Genomic DNA, 18,512 nt, shown 5'->3' with positions numbered 1-18,512 from the left:
ACCGGGCGGAGCGGCGCCCTGGGCCTGTTCCGTCTGCTCGAACGTGCCTCGCGGGCCGAGCCGCGACCGGCGGAAGCGGGCCTTGCCGAGGCGCTGGCGCGGCTTCGCCATTTGGCGCGGCCGGGCAGCCTGGTCCTGCTGGCCAGCGACTTTTCGGACCTGGACGAGGCGGCGGAACAAAATCTGGCGGCGCTGACCGAACGCCACGATCTGGCGGTGCTGTTCGTCTGGGACCCTTTGGAAGCGGACCTTCCGCCGTCCGGGCGCTATGTCTTCGGCGACGGCGAAAGCCTGTTGGCCGTGGATACCGGCTCGCCGGGGTTGCGGGACGCCTTCCGGACCGATTTCGCCCGTCGGCGCGAACGGGCCGAGGTGCTCTGTCGGCGCCTGCACATTCGCTTCGCCCCGCTGGGCACCCAGCAGCCGGTGGGCGAGGCCTTGCGGGATGGCTTGTTCCGCTTGGCCGCGGCGGTGCGGGGAAGGGTTCGCCATGACTGAGCGGCTGGACACGACCTTCCGGCTGGCCCACCGTCTGCGCGACATCGTGGTTCCGGAGGACGTCTCCGCCTGGCCCCCCGGCATCGGCTGGTGGCTGGCCGGGCTATTGGGAGCGGCGGCAGCGGGATTTCTCGGCTGGTGGTGGTATCGGCGTGGCTCCCTGCGGCGGGAGGCCGTCGCCGAGTTGAACCGTCTGCACGCGGTCTTCTTCGCCGAACGGGATCTGACGGCCCTGGCGGCCGGCCTGTCCGTGTTGCTGCGCCGGGTTGCCCTGGCGCGCCATCCGCGTACCGAAGTCGCCAGCCTGACCGGTGCAGCCTGGACCGATTTCCTGGGGCCGGGCTTCGACGACTTGGCCGACCTGCCCTATCGGCCGCCCCTGCCGGTTCCGGGCGACCTGCGGCGCGGTCGTGCCTTGATTTCCCGTGCCCGCAAGTGGATCGGGGGGCGGACATGATCCGGCTCGTCCTGCCCTGGATATTTCTATTGCTGCCGCTGCCCTGGCTGGTGCGGCAATGGGCTCCCGCGGCCCGCCGTTCTCCAGGCGTCGCCCTGCGGGTACCCTTCTTCGGCCGGCTGCGGGTGATGGCGGAAGGCGGAGGCAAGGGCCTCCGCCGCCGGTGGCTGAACGCGGCCCACCTCGTCTGGCTGCTGCTGCTGTCCGCCGCCGCCCAGCCGCAGTGGGTCGGCGATTCCCGTGCCCTCCCGTCCACGGGGCGCGACCTGATGCTGGCGATCGACATCTCGGGCAGCATGCGGACCATGGATTTCGAGGCCGACGGCCGCAAGCTGGACCGCCTGGCCATGGTCAAGCGGGTGGGGAGCCGCTTCGTCGAAGGAAGGGGCGGCGACCGTTTGGGTCTGATCCTGTTCGGCGCCCAGCCCTACTTGCGGGCGCCCCTGAGCCACGACCACAACACCGTCAAGGCGTTGCTGGAGGAAGCCGAGATCGCCCTGGCCGGAGAATACACGGCCTTGGGCGATGCCATCGGCCTGGCCATCAAGCGCATGCGCGAGCGTCCGGCGGAAAGCCGGGTCATCGTGGCCCTGACCGACGGGGCCAGCAATGCCGGCGCCGTGGGGCCCCGGCAGGCGGCGCGGATGGCGGCGGAATTGGGCATCCGGGTCTACACCATCGGCGTGGGACGGGAGGACGTGGCGGCGCCCAATCCATTCGGTGTCTGGTCTACGGGGGGCGCCAACGACTTCAACCGCGAAGTCCTGGAGGCCGTCGCCCGCGAGACCGGCGGGGTCTATTTCCACGCCCTCGATGCCCAGGGACTGCGGGAAGCCTATGCCCGGCTGGACGAACTGGAACCGGCCCTGGGGGAGGCGATCCACGACTATACGGCGACGCCGCTGTATCCATGGCCTCTGGCCGTCGCCTTGGCGCTCAGTCTCGGGATCGCCTGGCGCGGGGCCGGACGGCGGAGGGGAGAGGCATGATCGGCGATTTCCATTTCCTGCGTCCCGCCTGGCTGCTGGCGCTGGTGCCCCTGGTCTGGCTGGCCATACTTTGGCTACGCGTGCTGCCGCTACGCAACCCCTGGGTCGGGATCGTCGATCCTCCCCTGCTGCGCCGCCTAGCCATCGGCCAGGAGAAGGGCGAGGCTCGCCGGCTGCCTTTCCATCTCGTGACGGCAGGATGGGTCCTGACGGCACTGGCCCTGGCCGGGCCGACCTGGTCGCGCCTGCCGGCGGTCAAGTTCCGTTCCGATACGCCCCCTCTGGTGATTGCGCTCGACCTGTCCAGGTCCATGGATACGCAAGATGTCATGCCGTCGCGTCTGGGGCTGGCGCGGCTCAAGCTCGATGCCTTCCTGGAGCGCCTTCCGCCGCGCGAGGTCGGGTTGGTGGCTTTCGCCGGTACCGCTCATGCCGTGATGCCGCCTACCGAGGACATGGCCCTGATCCGCAGCCTGCTGCCGTTCCTTGAGACGGCGCTGATGCCGGTGCAAGGCACGGCGGCCGGCGCCGCCCTCGATGTGGCTTGGTCACAGATCCGGGCCAACGGCAATCGCGAGGGAGAGGTGCTGCTGGTCAGTGACGGCAGCGACGGCGCCGCCGAAGCCGCCGCCGTGGCGAGGCGGCTGGGCGGCGAGGGCTTGCGGGTCTCGGTGCTGGGGGTGGGGACGGCGGCGGGCGGGCTGATCCCCTTGCCGGAAGGCAACGCCTTGGTTCATGACGGCCGTCCGGTGGAGACCCGCCTGGACGCCACCGCCCTCCGGACCGTCGCCCAGGCGGGAGGAGGGGCTTTCGCTATTGCCGGGGCCGGCGATGCCGACCTGGCGGCCCTGGTGCCGCCGGCCCGTTTCATCGCGGTCGGGGAGGGGGGGCGGGAGGAAAGCCGGCCCGAAGCGACGGTCTGGAAGGATCGCGGCCCCTGGCTGGTCCTGCTGTTGTTGCCGCTGGCCGCGCTGGCCTTCCGGCGCGGCTGGTTGGGGGCGGCGGTGCTGGCCGGCTGGACGGCGGCGGCGCCGGCGCAGGCCTTCGAATGGTCCGACCTTTGGCGCAACGACGACCAGAAGGGGCTGGCGGCCATGCATCGGGGCGACGTGGTGGCGGCCGAGCGCTTGTTTCGCGATCCATTCTGGAGGGCGGTGGCGCTCTATCGCCTGCAGGATTTCCAGGGGGCCGCCGCCCTGTTCGGACGCCAGGATTCGGCCGCCGCCCACTACAACCGAGGCAATGCCTTGGTGCAGATGGACCGCTGGGAGGAGGCCGTTGCCGCCTACGACGCGGCATTGCGGCGCGATCCCGCCCTGGAGGCCGCGGCAACGAACCGCGAGATCGTCCTTTCGGGATTGAAGGCCAGGGCGGAACGCGTGCCGCCGGCCTCGGTCCTGCCCGGCAATGCCATGCCGGCGATGGGACGGGAAGGGGAGGCCAAGCCCTACCTGGAGGACTTCCTGGCGGAAAAGGGCGGTGACCGCCAACTGAAGGACATCGAAGGAAGGACTCCCGAGACTGGCGTCCGGGCGGTCATGGGCGGCGGCGCCATCCTGGGCGGCAACGAGGAAAATCGGGAAGGAGAAACCGGTCCCGGCACTGGACAGGCTTCCCGCAAAGCCGGGTTCGGCGGCAAGGACGAGGATAGCGTCCGCCGTCCCGGCACTCGTCCCGGCGAGGCCCCGTCGGCGGGCGAGGCGCCACCGGACGACGCCAAGGTCCCGCCGGCCGATGATCGCTTTGCGCCCCCGCCGGCGGATATGTCGAAGGAAGGCCTTGCGGCGAGGACTTTGGGCAAAGCGGTCGGCGCGCCGGCCGATGGCCGGACACGCCGGCCGGAGACCGGGGGCGAGCCGGAGGAGGACAAGTCCCTTCTCCAAGACCACGAGCCGCTGTCCGGAGGCACCCAAGGAGAAAGGATGGAAGAGCAGGTCAAGGACGAGCGCCTCGCCGATCCCACCGACGCCGGCCGCAAGATGGCGCCCGAGATGCGCCAATCCATGGAGCAGTGGCTGGCTCGCATTTCGGACGATCCCGGCGGCCTGCTGCGCGAGAAATTCCGGCGCGATGCCGAAAGGTCCCGGGCCTCCGGAGCCGCGGGGAGGCCATGGTGAGGTGGTTCGGCCTGCTTCTTCTCCTTCTCGTCCGGCCGGTGGGGGCGGCTGACCCGTTCGTCGAGGCGGAAGCCTCGCCCCTGCGGCCCTACGTGCAGGCCGAGGTGGCCTATCGGGTGCGGCTCTATCGGTCGTCGAGCTTCCAGACCGGTTACTTCTTCGATCTGGAGGTGCCGGGAGCGGTGGTGGAATTCTCGGGCGAGGACGAACCGGTGGAGGCGATTCGCGACGGCCGCTCCCTGCAGATGATCGAGCGTCGCTATCGGCTGTTTCCGCAACGAAGCGGTCGCCTGGAGATACCGTCGCCCGTCTTCAGCGGTCGCGAGGCCTTTGCCAAGGGCGAGCCCATGGTTCTCGACGTGCGACCTCGCCCGGTTGGGGCGGAGGGCCCTTGGTGGCTGCCTGCTCGGGCCCTGGAATTGGCCGAGGAATGGCGCATCGGGCCGCCGCCACACCGGGCCGGAGAGCCGCTGGAGCGCATCGTGACCGTGATCGTGGACGGCCAGACGGGGGCGCAGATTCCGCCGATTCCGTTGTTTCCCGGCATGCGGCGCCTGCAGGCCGAAGCCAGCCACGAGCGACGAGACGGCCGCATCGTCGGCCGCCGGGTGGAACGCCAGGTTTGGATACCGCAGGAGGCCGGAATGGTCACCGTTCCGGCCATCGTGATCCCGTGGTGGGACGTAGAGGAGGACATGCCCCGGAAGGCGAGTCTTTCCGGCCGGAGCTTCGCCATCGCGCCGTCAAGCCGGCCGGCCGTCGTTTCCATACCGGCGGTGGTGGCGGATTCGCCGGTTCCCGCAGGGAGCCTCGCCGCGCGCTTGGCACCGGTGCCCGGTGCGGTGGGCATCGGCCTCGGGTTGCTTCTGGCGCTTTGGCTGGCTGATCGCATTCTCTCCTTGCCGCGGGTCGTGCGCGGCCGTCGGTTGGCTGCGGCGCACCGTCGCTTCGCCCGGGCCTGCCGTGACGGCGATGCCGCAGCCGCCCGCCGGGCCCTGCTGGACTGGGGCGCCGTGCGTTGGGAACCGGCGCCTCGCGGTCTGCGGGACCTTGGGTCGCGCTTGGGTGGGGAATCGGCGCGCGCCCTGGATGCCCTCGATTCGGCGCTCTACGGGCCGACGGGAACCTGGGCGGGAGACGAGGCTTATCGCCATCTCAGCCCTGTCTTGCGCGATGAAACCCGGAATCGGCGCTCGCGCCGACGGTCCCTGCCAGACATGGTCCCGGAAAAAACTGCCGACGACTAGGCCGAATTTGCCGGCTACTAGGCAGATTTTGCCGGGCCCGGTTTCGGGGTTTGTTGGCGTATATCATTGAAATTAAATCAATTGACGTGGTGGCGGGAGTGTTTCCTTGCCGTTTCCTGGCTGGCATGGCCGTTGCTTGGTAATCGTTGAGGACGGCGCCCAGGACAAGAAAGGTCAGGTAAAGGCATCTCCTCCCGAAACGACAGCACCCCAGGTGGTTCGAAGAGGCTCATCCCCTCTCCTCTCCCCCCGAAGGCCTCGAACCACCTCTTCCCACGGAGCCGGCCCCCCCCAGCCGGCTCCGACCCTTTTCAGACAAAGGAAAACCCCGCGGAGTCTCCTCCGCGGGGTTTCCAATCGGCAAACCGGAAAGAAGCTTACTTCGCGTTCTTCTTTTCCTTCTTGGCCTTCTTTTCCTTCTTGGCCTTCTTTTCCTTCTTGGCCTTCTTCTCGGTCTTCTTTTCGGCAGCCTGGGCGGTCGCGGCCTTCAGGCTGGCGGAAGAGAAATCGACGGCGACCGGAGCGATGGCGAAACCGGCGGTGAAGGCGGCGAAGACGAAGGCCGCCAGGATCTTGCGCATGATCACGTGAACTCTCCATTCTGCGCCGGGCGGCGGAATGCCACCCAGGTGCGGAGAATTTGTCATTTGCGGAGCCGATTGGCAACTGGGTCTTCGCGCCTTGTCGGGGGGAATGGGCCGGCGTAGAGTGAGCCGACTCGTCGCAGACCAGGGGAGACGGCCATGCGGAAGATTCTCAAATCCGTGTTCAGTATCGAACGGATGATGGGAGTGGCGATGCTCTTCGCCATGGTGGCCGCCTATATCACCAATCCTTATCCGGTCGAGTTCCTTCGCCTGAAGACCTTCGACTACTTCCAGCAGCTCAAGCCGCGGCAAATTCCCCCGCCGGACAAGAAGCCAGTGACCATCGTCGATCTGGACGAAAAATCCCTGGCCGTGGTTGGACAGTGGCCCTGGGCGCGAACCACGGTGGCGCAACTGGTGGAGAATCTGTTCCAGATGGGGGCGGCCCTGGTTGCCTTCGACGTCGTGTTCGCCGAGGAAGATCGGCTGAATCCCCAAAATGTCGCCGGCACCATGAAGGGGCTTGATCCCGAAACCCAGGCAAAGCTGAAGGCTCTGCCGTCAAACGACTCGGTGCTGGCGGAGACCATCAAGAAATACCGCGTGGTGGTCGGCCAGTCCGGATTCTGGGAGGACCGCCAGATCAAGGCCGGCCCTCCGATACGGCGTTCGGTGGGGATCAAGAGCCAGGAAGGGACGCCCCCCCTCGAATCCTTTCTCGAACACCTTCCCGACATCGTGCGCAACGTGCCGGTGATCGAACAGGCGGCCCAGGGGCACGGCATGTTCACCATCACGCCGGAAACCGACGGCATCGTGCGGCGGGTTCCGGCGTTCTTCGTCTACAACAAGGACCTCTACGGCGCCCTGTCCGTGGAGATGCTGCGCGTCGCCATGGGGAGGTCCACCGTCTTGGTGGAAACCGATCCGGCTGGCGTCCGGGCGGTCCGGGTGACCCGCGATTTCACCCTGCCGACCGATAACAAGGGTCGCATCTGGCCCTACTTCTCCAAGCAGGATAAAGCCAAGTACGTGTCGGCGGTGGACGTGTTGACCGGCACGGCGGACCCGGAACTGATCAAGGGCAAGATGATTATCGTCGGTACTTCGGCGGTGGGTCTGCTGGATATCCGGGCGACGCCGAACGAGCCGCTGCTGCCCGGAGTCGAGGTCCATGCCCAGTTGATCGAGGCGGTTGCCAACAACGCCATCCTGACTCGTCCGCACTACGCGGCCGGCCTGGAGCTTCTTCTGCTGCTGGGGGGCGGCTTTCTGATGATAATCCTGGTCCCCTGGGTTGGGGCCAAGTGGACCTTGGCCATATTCCTCGCCATCGTCGGCGGGGCGGTCTACGGGGCTTGGTACATGTTCGATACCCAATTGATGCTGCTCGATCCGATCTTCGGCTCCGGCGCGGTGATGCTGCTCTACATGATGCTCACCTATGTCGGCTACGCGCGCGAGGAAAGCCAGCGGCGCCAAGTGCGTTCGGCCTTCGGTTTCTACCTCTCGCCGGCCATGGTCGAGCAGTTGGCCGAGGACCCGACTCGGCTCAAGCTGGGCGGCGAGAAGAAGAACATGAGCATGCTGTTCTGCGACGTCCGCGGCTTCACCACCATTTCCGAGATGTTCGACGCCGAAGGCCTGACCAAACTGATCAACAAGCTATTGACGCCGCTGACCGGCGTGATCCTGGAACGCAAGGGCACGGTCGACAAATACATGGGCGATTGCATCATGGCCTTCTGGAACGCGCCCCTGGACGATGCCGACCACGCCCGCCACGCCTGTCTCTCGGCCCTGGAGATGAACGCCACCATGGGACCGCTAAACGACAAGCTGGCGGCCGAGGCGGCGGCGGAAAACCGTAAGATGATTCCGCTCAAGGTTGGTATCGGCGTGAACTCGGGCGATGTGGTGGTCGGTAACATGGGGTCCGATCAGCGTTTCGACTATTCCATCCTGGGCGACGAGGTGAACTTGGCCTCGCGCCTGGAAGGCCAGTGCAAGACCTATCACGTGGATATCGTGCTCGGCCAAAACACCCAGGCCCAGGTACCCGGCCTCGCCACGCTCGAACTGGACCTGATCAAGGTGAAGGGAAAGACTGAGGCTGTGCGGGTCTTTACCCTGCTGGGCGACGAACAGGTCGCCCAGTCGCCCGCCTATCGCGACCTGCGGGCCGCCCATGACGGCTTGCTGGCGGCCTACCGCGCCCAGGACTGGACGGCAGCCAAGGCGCGCTTGGCCGACTGCCGACGCCTGATGGACGGCTACAACATGGCCGGCTATTACGAGATGATGGACGAGCGCGTCGCCGAGTTCGAGCAGAACCCACCGGGCGCCGAATGGGACGGCGTCTACGTGGCGAAGACCAAGTAACTCTGAAAAAGAGAAGGCCGGGAAGCCCCTATCCCTCGCCTTCCGGGGTGGCGGTCGTCGCGGCTTCGCCGCCGCCATGGACGGTGCCGGCGCGGGCGCGGGCGACGGCGATGGCCTTTTCCAGTTCGGCTTCCGTACAGAGCCCCAGGCTCACCGGGTTGCGCGGCTTGATGTTGGTGGCGTTCCAGTGGGACCGGTCGCGCACCGACTGGATGGTCGACTTCGTAGTGCCGATCATCTTGGATACCTGGGCATCGCTGATCTCGGGGTAGTTCTTGAGAATCCAGGCGATAGCATCCGGGCGATCCTGCCGCTTGGAGACCGGGGTATAGCGCGCTCCCTTGGTCTTGCCCTGCAGTTCCGCCGAGGCCAGGGGGGCCGGCTGCAGCTTGGCGTTGGGATCGGCTTGGCAGCGCTCGATCTCGTCGCGGGTCAGTTCGCCGGCGTTTACCGGGTCCAGGCCCTGCATGGCCGCGACCTCGCCATCGGCGATGGCCCGGACTTCCAAGGCGTGGAGTCCGCAGAAGTCGGCGATCTGCTCGAAGGTTAGCGCGGTATTTTCCACCAACCAGACGGCCGTGGCCTTGGGCATGAGGGGATGCGCCATGGTCTCCTGTTTCCCGTTCCCGATGAACACCAGAAAGAAGTGGGGGCGCCGCAAAGGCGCCCGACGAGGCCTTATATACTGCCCGGCGGGCGCTGGGTCAAACACCTCGTCCCCGGGGAACCGAACGCCCCCATCACGCCCGCGCTCCCAGGCATTCTGCTGCCGTTCCGAGTTCTGGCATATAGGACCATATAATCTCACATGTTCGATTTATGAAATTTATGCATTTGATGTAATATGGAAATATACCTCTATTCCACACACAACGTTCCCTCCCGCACCGGGAAAGAATCGGATCGCGCTGGAACATTCATCAAAGGGGAGCCGGTAGTATGTGTCATTGGTCATTCATGGAACGACTATTTGGATAGCAACAGGAACGGCGGCTGGGCCTGGGAGAAGAAGATATCCCAGAAAATAGCCGACGATCCCCGATGAACTCCTGGACGTCCTTCTAGGCGGTGCCGATGCGAAAGCGGCCCTTGATCCGAACGGGCTTCTCGATGCTTTGAAGAGGGCCTTTGCCGAGCGCGCCTTGAATGCCGAAATGGGGACCATCACCTGTCGGCCGGCGTCTGTTGGCGACACTGGTGCGCGCGGGTTGGGCGTGCTATCATCGGCCTTGGTTGCTACAGGAGGTAGAGCCATGGAAATCGGACGAGTGGCAGAAGCCGCCATGATGAAGAGCGCGATGGTGGGGCAGGAACTCAACGTCGCCATGCTGAAGCAGCAGAACGAGGCGGACAAGGCGATTGTGCAGGTCGTGGCACAGGCCACGCAACAGAACGCCCAGGCTGTCGCCAGCGGACGGATCGATATTTCGGTCTGACGGGATTGCGCCTGCGCCTTCGGAGGCCCTGCTTTCTGCGGGGATTTAGGTGTTTTCGGTTGGTATCGTCGGCAGCGCGAGGGTGATCTCGCAGCCTCCGTCGGCCATCGCGGAAGCCGCGATGGCGCCCCCCCAGCCTTCGACGATGCGGCGGCATTTGGCCAGGCCGATGCCGGTGCCCGGATAGAGTCCCATCGGGTGCAGGCGGACGAAGGGGTTGAAGATGCGCTCCTCGTATTCGGCGTCGAATCCGATGCCATTATCGGCAACCGTGGTCATGGCGTAGCCGGCGAGGGTTTCCGTCGTGATGCGGATCTGGGGCGGCCGTTGGGGAGAATGGAACTTCACCGCATTGTCGAGAACTTCGCGGAACACCACCTCCAGGCCGTGGGGATCTGCCATTACCGACGGAAGAGGCTCTGAATCGAGGGTGCCGCCCCGCTCGGCAACGGCGGGCAGAAAATCGGGGACGACAGTCATCAGTATCTGCTGGGCGTCCACCGGCACCGCCACTTCGGGCGGGCGGGTCTGGGCATAGTCGAGCAGGTCGTGGAAGACCGCGTGCAGACGCCGGGCACTCTCGGCGATGAAACCCATCTCCTCGCGGCTGTCGCCGTCCAGTCGGTCGCCCAGCTTCCTTTCCAGCCGTTGGGCATAGGTGACCATCTGGCGGATGGGTTCGCGCAGGTCGTGGGCAGCCACCTGGGTGAAGCGATCCAGGTCGGCGTTGGCCCGCTTGAGCCGGGCGAGCGCGGTTTCGGTCTGGCGGGTGCGGGTCTCCAGGGCGTTGGCCATACCGTTGAAGGTGTGGGAAAGCTCGCCGATCTCGCGGCTTCCGCCATCGAAGGCGACGCGGGCGGCCAGGTCGCCTTCGGCCAAGCGTTCCGCGGTGCCGGCCAAGCGCCGGATATCGCGCAGCAACAAACCCGACCCGAACCATCCTACCAGTCCCACAAGGAAGCCAACCCCGGCCACCACCGCCATGGATAGCCAGAAGGTCGCAAGCGCGGAGGCGATCAGTTCGTCGCGCTCGACGGAAATCACCGCGAAAAGGCCTGTGTCGCTGGTTCCGCCCAGCGGCGAGAAACCGAAAATCTGGCGCTTTCCATCTACTCCCATACCCTCCGTCACGCCCTCGCCTTCTTCCCGCATGGGGCGGAGAATTCCTCCGTCGGGCAGCAACTTGCCCACCGAGTTTTCGGGATCGGGGCTGCGAAAGGCGATGCGTCCGGTGCTGTCGACCAGGCTCAGGTGGCCGGCGGCGGGAAGTTCCGCGTGGGTGAGGGTGCTGCGCAGATGGGCGATGTCATAGGCGGCGAAGGCCACCGCCACGGGCTTGCCGCCGGGATCGCGGATGGCTCTGGCGAAATGGATCGCCGGGGTTCCGGCGATCCCTTCGGGCCTTACGTCGCCGACGGTCAGGCCGTCGCCCGCCAAGGCGCGGGGGAACCAGGGATGGTCGGCCACGCTGACCGGGTCGGACAGGGGCTGGGAACTGCAGATCACTAGACCTGCGGGGTTGGCGACGGCGAAGGCTGCATATTGTCGCAATTTACCTTGCATGCGGGTCAGGACCCGGCGGCAGTGTTCCAGGTTGCCGCTTTCGATGGAGGGGAAGGTTGCCACCGCTTCCAGCAGGTCGCGTGTTCCGCCGACCATCTGTCCGTTGTCCGAAGCCAGTTGGCGGGCCAGGGCGACAACCTGCTCGGAGGCCATGTGGAGACTGTGGCGGGCTTCCCGCGAGGCATTGAGCAGACCCACGGCGGCGGCGGGAACCATTGCCGCGGCGATCAGGATCATGACTCTCGTGCGCAGCCCCAGCGACATGGGTTTCTCCATTGCCGACGCCCCTGCTTCCTGCAACATTAGGACGGTCGGGACGGCCTGTCACGTCCGTTGACGGGGTGAAGGAACCCCAAGGCAACAAACAGGCCCATCACCCGCAGTCTGCGGGCGAGACATCCTGGGGCCGCCTTCACCCGATCACCCTGCAGTCGTTCCCGACTCGACTTTCCATGCCCAAGCCCTGTATGGAAAGGGAAAAGCTTCGCCAGGGGAAGAAACCATGACGGCGGACAGGCGCTATTTCATCGTCGGCGGCGCCGGCTTCATCGGCAGCCATTTCACCGACCGCCTGCTGGCGGACGCGGCGACCGAGGTCGTCACCCTCTACGACAATTTCTCCTCGGGCCGCGAATGGCATTATGCCGACCATCGCAAAGACGGCCGCCTGGCGGTGGTGCGGGCCGACGTCAAGGACCTGGACCGGCTGACGGCGGCCATGGCCGGCCATGGTACGGTCATCCACCTGGCCTCCAACCCGGACATCGCCCGCGCGGCGAGCGAACCGGCCGTCGATTTCGTCGAAGGCACCCTGCTCACCCATAACGTGGTGGAGGCGCTACGCATCAACGGGGGCGGTCGCATCCTCTACGCCTCGGGCAGCGGCATCTACGGCGACCTGGGCGAGGCCGAAGCCGGCGAAGACCACGGGCCCTTGCTGCCGGTGTCCACCTACGGGGCCAGCAAGCTGGCCGGCGAGGCGATGATTTCCGCCTACGCCTTCATGTTCGGCCTGACCGGGGCCGCCTTCCGCTTCGGCAACGTGGTGGGGCCGCGCCAGACCCACGGCGTGGGCTTCGACTTCGCCCGCCGCCTGCTGAAGGAGCCCGGACACCTGGATATCCTGGGCGACGGCAGCCAAAGCAAATCCTACATCCACGTGGACGACGTGGTTTCCGCCGTCCTGCTGGCCAAGGACAAGGCGCCCCGCCCGTTCGCCGCCTACAACGTGGCCACCGGAGACTACGTGACGGTGGCCGAGATCGCCCGCCTGGCGGTCGAATGCCTGGGCCTGGACCCGGCCGCCGTCGAATTCCGCTACGCGGGCGGCAAGCGGGGCTGGAAGGGCGACGTTCCGGTGGTGCGGCTGTCCACCGACCGCATCCAGGCGCTGGGCTGGCGCTGCCAGCGGCCGACCCGCGAGGCCTTGCGGGATTCCATCCTGGCCATGCTCCCCGATCTCAGGGCGGGGCGCCTATGACGATGCCCTTCTGTGACCCCGGTCGCAGCCCCCGGAACGAGAACGCGGCATGATGGACGAACCTTACGGGAAAGGCGTGCCATGACCGCTTCCAGCCCTCTCCGCGTCAAGATCTTCGCCGATGGCGCCGACAAATCGACCATCGCCCGCTATTGCGCCGATTCGCGCATCGCCGGATTCACCACCAATCCGACCCTGATGCGCAAGGCCGGGGTGACCGACTACGAGGCCTTCGCCCGGGAGGTAGTGGACTTGGTCGACGACCGACCGGTCTCCTTCGAGGTCTTCTCCGACGACTTCGCCGAAATGGAACGCCAGGCCCTGCACATCGCCAGTTGGGGAGCCAATGTCGCGGTCAAGATCCCGATCACCAATACGCGGGGAGACTCCGCCGCGCCCCTCCTGCGCCGCCTGTCCGACGGGGGCGTCCGGGTGAATGCCACCGCCATCCTTTCGGTGGAGCAAGTCCGCGTCGCCGCCCAGGCCCTGTCCGGCACTCCCCAGGGCTATGTTTCCGTCTTCGCCGGCCGCATCGCCGATTCGGGACGCGACCCCCTGCCCCTGATGCGGGAGGCGTTGGCCATCCTGGCGGCACACCCCGGCTTGGAGTTGATCTGGGCCAGCCCGCGCGAAGTCCTCAATATCGTGCAAGCCGACGCCATCGGCTGCCACGTCATCACCGTGACATCCGACCTGCTGGAGAAGATGCACCTGTTCGGCAAGGATCTGGCGGAATACTCGCTGGAAACCGTGCGGATGTTCCATGACGACGCTCGTCGTGCCGGCTATTTCCTTTAGCCGTCGAGGAACTTGGGAAAACTCCCTAGATTCCTACGCACCGTGACGACTGTGTGTGGTAAACGTGAAACACCTTGGAGGATTCGATCCATTCCCGGAAAATCCTCTATGGGCCCGGTGCATCATCGGGTATAGTTTTGTCCAGTTACAAAAAGGTGGGGGCCCGGATTCCATTATTCCCACCCGAAGTGCCTTGCAGGTGGAGGGCCGACGCCCTACGTGACTTCAACATCTCCGGCATACCGGGGAGAGCGTCCGAGCCAAGAAATCATCCTTTTCATCCTTCGACTGGAGTGGGTTACGATGTACAACATGAGGAAGGCCGTGATTGCCGCGGCGTTCGTGGCGCCTGCGCTTCTGCTTGGTGCCTGCGGTACCTACAACGTCAATGAAATCGCCACCATGCCGAGCAAGGGCGATGCCTTCGCCAATGCCCTGCACAAGCACTACATCGATCGCGCCAAGTTCGAGGTGGGCGAGGGCGACTGGCGTTCCGTCGACTTCTTCGCCAGCCGCGCCGAAATGGCCGCCATGGGTCAGGCCGTCGCTCCCCAGCCCCCCACCGATCGTGGGCTGAAGGTCGACGTCGCCGACATCAAGGCCGGTCACGAGAAGCTGAAGGCCGCCCTGGCCGCCGGCGCCCAGAAGAGCCAGCCCGTCGCCTGTTCCTATGCCCAGACCTGGCTCGAGCATTGGATGGAGCAGTCCGAGGAAGGCTGGCAGATGGATCACATCGCCATGGCTCGCAAGGGCTTCGAGGAGAACATGCCGAAGTGCGTGGCCGAGAAGAAGGCCGAGCCCGCGCCGGCTCCGGCTCCGGTTCCGGTGCCCGGTCCCTTCGACGTCTTCTTCGACTTCAACGGCAAGACGCTTAACGCGGAAGCCCAGGCCACGGTGAAGAAGATCATCGAGGCTTCCAAGGCCTACAAGCCGGCGACCGTGATGCTCAAGGGCCACACCGATACCTCCGGCGCCACCGCCTACAACGAGGCGCTGGCCAAGACCCGCGTCTCGGCCGTCGCCGCCGCCCTGAAGAAGGGTGGCGTGGTCGGCAAGGTGGGAACCTCCGCCCATGGCGAGGCTTCCCCCCGTGTCGCCACCGGCGACAACGTGAAGGAAGGCAAGAACCGTCGCGTGGAAGTGACCTTCTCCAAGTAATCGCTTCCGACGGCCAAGGTTCGGGGCGCGGCTCCTTCGGGGGCCGCGCCCCTTCCTTTTTCGGGCCGGCGCTCCTATAACCGGTCCATGCAGGACCAACCCCTGGTCATCGACGTCGTCTTCGACGCCATCTGTCCCTGGTGCTATGTGGGAAAGCGACGGCTTGAGGCCGCGCTCGCCCAACGGCCGGCCATCCCGGCCGTGCGCCGATGGCATCCGTTCCTGCTAAATCCCCAGATGCCCCAGGAAGGCATGGACTGGACGGCCTATGTGACCCGCAAGTTCGGCGGCGAGGCTCGCCTGAAGCGCGTCTTCGACGCCATCGTCACGGCCGGAGAATCCATCGGCATCCCGTTCGCCTTCGAACGCATCCGCCGCACGCCATCCACCATCGACGCCCATCGGCTGGTGCGCCGCGCCGCCCTGACCGGCCGGGGGGCGGACACCGTGGAGGCCCTGTTCCGCGCCTATTTCCTGGAAGGGCTGGATACCGGCGACCGCGACGTGCTGGTCGCCATCGGCGAGGGCCTGGGGCTGGACGGGGGCGAGTTGCGCCGCCTCTTCGCCTCCCAGGAGGACGTGACGGCCATCTACGACGAGAACGCCCGCGCCCACCGCCTGGGGATCAACGGCGTGCCGTCGTATATGTTCAACGGCCAACTCGCCATTTCCGGCGCCCAGGAACAGCAGGTTCTTGTCCGCATGCTCGACCTGTCCCGCGTCGCCCGCGAAAGCGGCTTCACCCTCACCGAATCCGAAGGCGGCATGTCGCGCCCGTGACCTACCTGAGCTTCGGCAGCGGCTCCAGGTAGCCGACCGCGCCGCGCCGGTCGATATGCCCGGCCAAAGCGCAGCTGACGGCACCCCCTCATTCCCGCAAGACGCAAAAACCCGCTCCGGGAAGGGCGGAGCGGGCTTGCGAATCGGGGAAAGGCGGATGGATCAGGCGACGCGGCTGGCGGGCAGCAGGGCCGGATTGATGGCGTCCAGAAGTTCCGGCAGGGTGCTGCAGACCGTAAGGCCCCAATCGCCGAAGCCGTTGGCCATGTAGGCGCCGGATTCGCTCTTGGCCAGGCGGACGGTCGCCCCCGCGGGCGCGTCCAGGTGAACGATAATCAGGTCGCGGCCGTTGTTGCCGCTCACCCGTTCCCACCGGGCCCAGCCCGGCGTCTCGTCGAAACGTTCGACGAAGCACTGGAGTTCATCTTCGCTGAACTCGAGATTGATCATTGGGGTCTCCTTGCGCGGGAACCAAGCCAAGTTGGCCGTCCCGTCTTCGTTGCTGGCCGTGCGAGCCATCGTTACGTCGTTGGTGATGTCGTTCATCGTTTCGGTCCTTCCGGGCTGCGGTCATCCCCCGACCACCGCTTCCCTGTGTATTTTGCTGCACCGCAGCATCCAGGTTCCATATAACATCATCGCACGGGTAGTTTCAACAACTCGTTAACGGGGGCGTTCCCCTCTGCGATCTTCCTACAATGCACTGATATCAAGGCGATTTTGTGGCACACAAGGCCGCCAGGTCGCCTAACAGCCGGTGAATGCCTGCCATGCGTTCGGCGGGGGTCTCCCAATTTCGCATCAGCACAAGCTTGTGGTCGGGGCGCAGCTTGGCGGTGCCCGCCTGGCCTTGCAGCCAGGCCACCAGACCGCCCGGATTGGCGAAGGAATTGTGCCGGAAGGCCACCACGGCTCCCTTGGGACCGGCCTCCACCTTTTCCACCCCGGCGCGGCGGCACAACTGCTTGACCGCCACGGTTTTCAACAGGTTCTCGGCTTCGGACGGCAAGGGCCCGAAGCGGTCGATCATCTCGGCGGCGAAGGATTCGATATCGGCCGGATCGGCCAGGCGGGCGATGCGGCGATAAAGATCGAGACGCACCGCCAGATCGGCCACGTAGCCGTCGGGAATCAGCACCGGCATGCCGACGCCGATCTGCGGGCTCCAGTCTTCCTCCATGATGCCGCCCTGGCCGTGCTCGCGAGCCTCGCGCACGGCGTCTTCCAACATCTGCTGGTACAGTTCGATGCCGACTTCGCGGATGTGGCCCGACTGTTCCTCGCCCAGCAGGTTGCCGGCGCCGCGGATGTCCAGGTCGTGGCTGGCCAGCGTGAATCCCGCCCCCAAGGTGTCCAAAGTCTGCATGACCTCCAGGCGCCGTTCGGCGGCCTTGGACAGCTTCTGGCGCGGCGGCAGGGTCAGGTAGGCGTAGGCCCGCTGCTTGGACCGCCCCACCCGGCCGCGCAACTGGTAGAGCTGGCCCAGGCCGAACATGTCGGCACGGTGGATGACGATGGTGTTCACCGCCGGCATGTCGAGGCCGGATTCGATGATGTTGGTCGACAGCAGGACGTCGAAACCGCCGTCGGCGAAGGCCGCGATCTTGTCCTCGATCTCGCGCACCGGCATGCGGCCGTGCATGAGTTCCACTTTAACTTCAGGGACCAAACCCTTGATCTGGGCCGCAACGCCATCAAGGTCTTCGATGCGCGGGCAGACGTAGAAGGTCTGACCGCCCCGATAGCGCTCGCGCAGAACGGCCTCGCGGATCACCACCGGATCGAAGGGCATGACGTAGGTGCGCACAGCCAAGCGATCGACCGGCGGGGTGGCGATGATGCTCATCTCGCGCACGCCGCTCATGGCCAGTTGCAGGGTGCGGGGGATCGGGGTGGCGGACAGGGTCACCACGTGGACGTCGGACTTCAGCTTCTTGAGCTTCTCCTTGTGGGCGACGCCGAAGTGCTGTTCCTCGTCGACGATCAGCAGCCCCAGGTCCTTGAAGCGCAGGTCGCCGGCCAGCAGGGCGTGGGTGCCGATGACGATCTCGACCGTGCCTTCCTCCAGGCCGCGCTTGATCTCCTTGGCCTGCTTGGCGCTCACCAGACGGGACAGTTGTTCGATGCGCACCGGCAGGTCGCGAAAGCGTTCCCGGAAGGTCTTGAAGTGCTGGCGGCAAAGCAACGTGGTCGGCACCACCACCGCCACTTGGCGCCCACCCAGGGCGGCGACGAAAGCGGCGCGCAGGGCGACTTCCGTCTTGCCGAAGCCCACGTCGCCGCAGACCAGCCGGTCCGTGGGCTTTCCCGACGCCAGATCCTCGATGGTCTCCTCGATGGCGCGGCGCTGGTCGTCGGTCTCGGTATAGGGGAAGCGGGCGCAGAATTCGTCGAACAGGCCTTCCGGCGGCGGCAAGGGCGCCGCCTGGCGCAGCGCCCGGGCGGCGGCCACCTGGATCAGTTCGGCGGCCATTTCGCGAATGCGCTGCTTCATGCGCGCCTTGCGGGCCTGCCAGGCCGCACCGCCCAGTTTGTCGAGTTGGACCCCCGCCGTTTCCGAGCCGTAGCGCCCGATCAGCTCGATGTTCTCCACCGGCAGGTAGAGCTTGTCGCCGCCGTCGTAGATCAGGCGCAGGCAGTCGTGGGGGGCGCCCAGGACCGAGATGGTCTCCAGCCCGTCGAAGCGGCCGATGCCGTGGTCCGCATGGACCACCAGATCGCCTTCCAGCAGGCTGGAGGCGTCGGCGATCACGTCTTCCGGCCGCACGCGCGAGCGGCGCGGCCGCACCAGGCGGTCGCCCAGCACGTCCTGTTCGGCGATCACCGCCATGTCGGGGGTGGCGAATCCCTTTTCCAGGCCCACCACGATCAGGGCGACCAGGGCCGGCGGCAAGGCCATGGCGTCTTGCCAGGAATCGACGGCGGCCATGGCGTCCAGTCCGTGCTCGCGCAGCACGGCGGCCAGGCGGTCGCGCGAGCCCTGGGTGAAGGTCGCCAGGGCCACCCGCCGCCCCGCCGCC

General features: G+C 66.3%; 16 protein-coding genes and 1 pseudogene. 12 read left to right on the top strand and 5 right to left on the bottom strand.

The window, feature by feature from the left end:
• The 5 genes from H7841_14830 to H7841_14810 form a co-directional block, all read left to right on the top strand.
• Nucleotides 1–498: hypothetical protein (locus H7841_14830; protein MEO5338147.1), on the top strand; the 498-nt coding region annotated here is incomplete at its 5' end.
• Nucleotides 491–955, top strand: a complete 465-nt coding sequence (locus tag H7841_14825) for a DUF4381 domain-containing protein (GenBank protein MEO5338146.1) — start codon at nucleotides 491–493, stop codon at nucleotides 953–955. The genes H7841_14830 and H7841_14825, both read left to right, overlap by 8 nt.
• A complete protein-coding gene (locus tag H7841_14820; protein ID MEO5338145.1) occupies nucleotides 952–1,944 on the top strand; it encodes a VWA domain-containing protein in 993 nt (330 codons plus the stop codon). The genes H7841_14825 and H7841_14820 overlap by 4 nt, the downstream gene beginning before the upstream one ends.
• Entirely contained in the window at nucleotides 1,941–4,061 is a 2,121-nt protein-coding gene (locus tag H7841_14815) for a VWA domain-containing protein (GenBank protein MEO5338144.1), read from the top strand. The genes H7841_14820 and H7841_14815 overlap by 4 nt, the downstream gene beginning before the upstream one ends.
• On the top strand, nucleotides 4,055–5,308 hold the full coding sequence (locus tag H7841_14810) for a hypothetical protein (protein ID MEO5338143.1): 1,254 nt from the start codon (nucleotides 4,055–4,057) through the stop codon (nucleotides 5,306–5,308). The genes H7841_14815 and H7841_14810 overlap by 7 nt, the downstream gene beginning before the upstream one ends.
• Nucleotides 5,309–5,685: 377 nt before the next feature.
• On the opposite strand, the gene H7841_14805 is transcribed toward H7841_14810, so the two are convergent.
• A complete protein-coding gene (locus H7841_14805) occupies nucleotides 5,686–5,895 on the bottom strand; it encodes a hypothetical protein (protein MEO5338142.1) in 210 nt (69 codons plus the stop codon).
• A 156-nt stretch (nucleotides 5,896–6,051) separates the two neighbouring features.
• On the opposite strand from H7841_14805, the gene H7841_14800 reads away from it, so the two are divergent.
• Entirely contained in the window at nucleotides 6,052–8,277 is a 2,226-nt protein-coding gene (locus H7841_14800; protein MEO5338141.1) for an adenylate/guanylate cyclase domain-containing protein, read from the top strand.
• A 28-nt stretch (nucleotides 8,278–8,305) separates the two neighbouring features.
• On the opposite strand, the gene H7841_14795 is transcribed toward H7841_14800, so the two are convergent.
• On the bottom strand, nucleotides 8,306–8,884 hold the full coding sequence (locus H7841_14795; protein ID MEO5338140.1) for a DUF1013 domain-containing protein: 579 nt from the start codon (nucleotides 8,882–8,884) through the stop codon (nucleotides 8,306–8,308).
• 427 nt (nucleotides 8,885–9,311) lie between these two features.
• On the opposite strand from H7841_14795, the pseudogene H7841_14790 reads away from it, so the two are divergent.
• Nucleotides 9,312–9,434: pseudogene (locus H7841_14790) on the top strand (IS256 family transposase).
• Between the two features lie 96 nt (nucleotides 9,435–9,530).
• Nucleotides 9,531–9,713 (top strand): hypothetical protein, encoded by a 183-nt coding sequence (locus H7841_14785; protein MEO5338139.1) that lies wholly within the window; start codon nucleotides 9,531–9,533, stop codon nucleotides 9,711–9,713.
• Nucleotides 9,714–9,758: 45 nt separating this feature from the next.
• Here the strand turns inward: H7841_14785 and H7841_14780 are convergent, their stop codons facing one another.
• Entirely contained in the window at nucleotides 9,759–11,540 is a 1,782-nt protein-coding gene (locus H7841_14780; protein MEO5338138.1) for an ATP-binding protein, read from the bottom strand.
• A gap of 238 nt (nucleotides 11,541–11,778) precedes the next feature.
• Between H7841_14780 and H7841_14775 the strand changes: the two genes are divergently transcribed.
• The 4 genes from H7841_14775 (at nucleotide 11,779) to H7841_14760 (ending at nucleotide 15,492) form a co-directional block, all read left to right on the top strand.
• A complete protein-coding gene (locus tag H7841_14775) occupies nucleotides 11,779–12,756 on the top strand; it encodes an NAD-dependent epimerase/dehydratase family protein (GenBank protein ID MEO5338137.1) in 978 nt (325 codons plus the stop codon).
• 81 nt (nucleotides 12,757–12,837) lie between these two features.
• Nucleotides 12,838–13,554 carry a transaldolase gene (locus H7841_14770; protein MEO5338136.1) on the top strand — a complete coding sequence of 239 codons (717 nt, stop codon included), beginning with the start codon at nucleotides 12,838–12,840 and terminating at the stop codon, nucleotides 13,552–13,554.
• Nucleotides 13,555–13,866: 312 nt separating this feature from the next.
• Nucleotides 13,867–14,712, top strand: coding sequence for an OmpA family protein (locus H7841_14765; protein MEO5338135.1), 846 nt, complete (start codon nucleotides 13,867–13,869; stop codon nucleotides 14,710–14,712).
• An 87-nt stretch (nucleotides 14,713–14,799) separates the two neighbouring features.
• Entirely contained in the window at nucleotides 14,800–15,492 is a 693-nt protein-coding gene (locus tag H7841_14760) for a DsbA family oxidoreductase (GenBank protein MEO5338134.1), read from the top strand.
• Between the two features lie 162 nt (nucleotides 15,493–15,654).
• Here H7841_14760 and H7841_14755 read toward each other — a convergent pair whose 3' ends face one another.
• Together H7841_14755 and mfd are read right to left on the bottom strand one after the other, a co-directional pair.
• Nucleotides 15,655–16,038, bottom strand: coding sequence for a hypothetical protein (locus tag H7841_14755; protein ID MEO5338133.1), 384 nt, complete (start codon nucleotides 16,036–16,038; stop codon nucleotides 15,655–15,657).
• 163 nt (nucleotides 16,039–16,201) lie between these two features.
• Nucleotides 16,202–18,512 (bottom strand): transcription-repair coupling factor (mfd, locus tag H7841_14750; protein ID MEO5338132.1); only part of this gene is annotated, 2,311 nt, incomplete at its 5' end.

It is taken from the genome of Magnetospirillum sp. WYHS-4, assembly GCA_039908345.1.
Classification (GTDB): domain Bacteria; phylum Pseudomonadota; class Alphaproteobacteria; order Rhodospirillales; family GLO-3; genus JAMOBD01.
This window is presented reverse-complemented; position numbering and strand designations above follow the sequence as displayed.

What these genes read in the sequence shown, in the direction of transcription:
- H7841_14825 (MEO5338146.1), top strand. Translation starts at nt 491, where the DNA reads ATGACTGAGCGGCTGGACACGACCTTCCGGCTGGCCCACCGTCTGCGC.
- H7841_14820 (MEO5338145.1), top strand. Translation starts at nt 952, where the DNA reads ATGATCCGGCTCGTCCTGCCCTGGATATTTCTATTGCTGCCGCTGCCC.
- H7841_14815 (MEO5338144.1), top strand. Translation starts at nt 1,941, where the DNA reads ATGATCGGCGATTTCCATTTCCTGCGTCCCGCCTGGCTGCTGGCGCTG.
- H7841_14810 (MEO5338143.1), top strand. Translation starts at nt 4,055, where the DNA reads ATGGTGAGGTGGTTCGGCCTGCTTCTTCTCCTTCTCGTCCGGCCGGTG.
- H7841_14800 (MEO5338141.1), top strand. Translation starts at nt 6,052, where the DNA reads ATGCGGAAGATTCTCAAATCCGTGTTCAGTATCGAACGGATGATGGGA.
- H7841_14795 (MEO5338140.1), bottom strand. Translation starts at nt 8,884, where the DNA reads ATGGCGCATCCCCTCATGCCCAAGGCCACGGCCGTCTGGTTGGTGGAA.
- H7841_14785 (MEO5338139.1), top strand. Translation starts at nt 9,531, where the DNA reads ATGGAAATCGGACGAGTGGCAGAAGCCGCCATGATGAAGAGCGCGATG.
- H7841_14780 (MEO5338138.1), bottom strand. Translation starts at nt 11,540, where the DNA reads ATGTCGCTGGGGCTGCGCACGAGAGTCATGATCCTGATCGCCGCGGCA.
- H7841_14775 (MEO5338137.1), top strand. Translation starts at nt 11,779, where the DNA reads ATGACGGCGGACAGGCGCTATTTCATCGTCGGCGGCGCCGGCTTCATC.
- H7841_14770 (MEO5338136.1), top strand. Translation starts at nt 12,838, where the DNA reads ATGACCGCTTCCAGCCCTCTCCGCGTCAAGATCTTCGCCGATGGCGCC.
- H7841_14765 (MEO5338135.1), top strand. Translation starts at nt 13,867, where the DNA reads ATGAGGAAGGCCGTGATTGCCGCGGCGTTCGTGGCGCCTGCGCTTCTG.
- H7841_14760 (MEO5338134.1), top strand. Translation starts at nt 14,800, where the DNA reads ATGCAGGACCAACCCCTGGTCATCGACGTCGTCTTCGACGCCATCTGT.
- H7841_14755 (MEO5338133.1), bottom strand. Translation starts at nt 16,038, where the DNA reads ATGAACGACATCACCAACGACGTAACGATGGCTCGCACGGCCAGCAAC.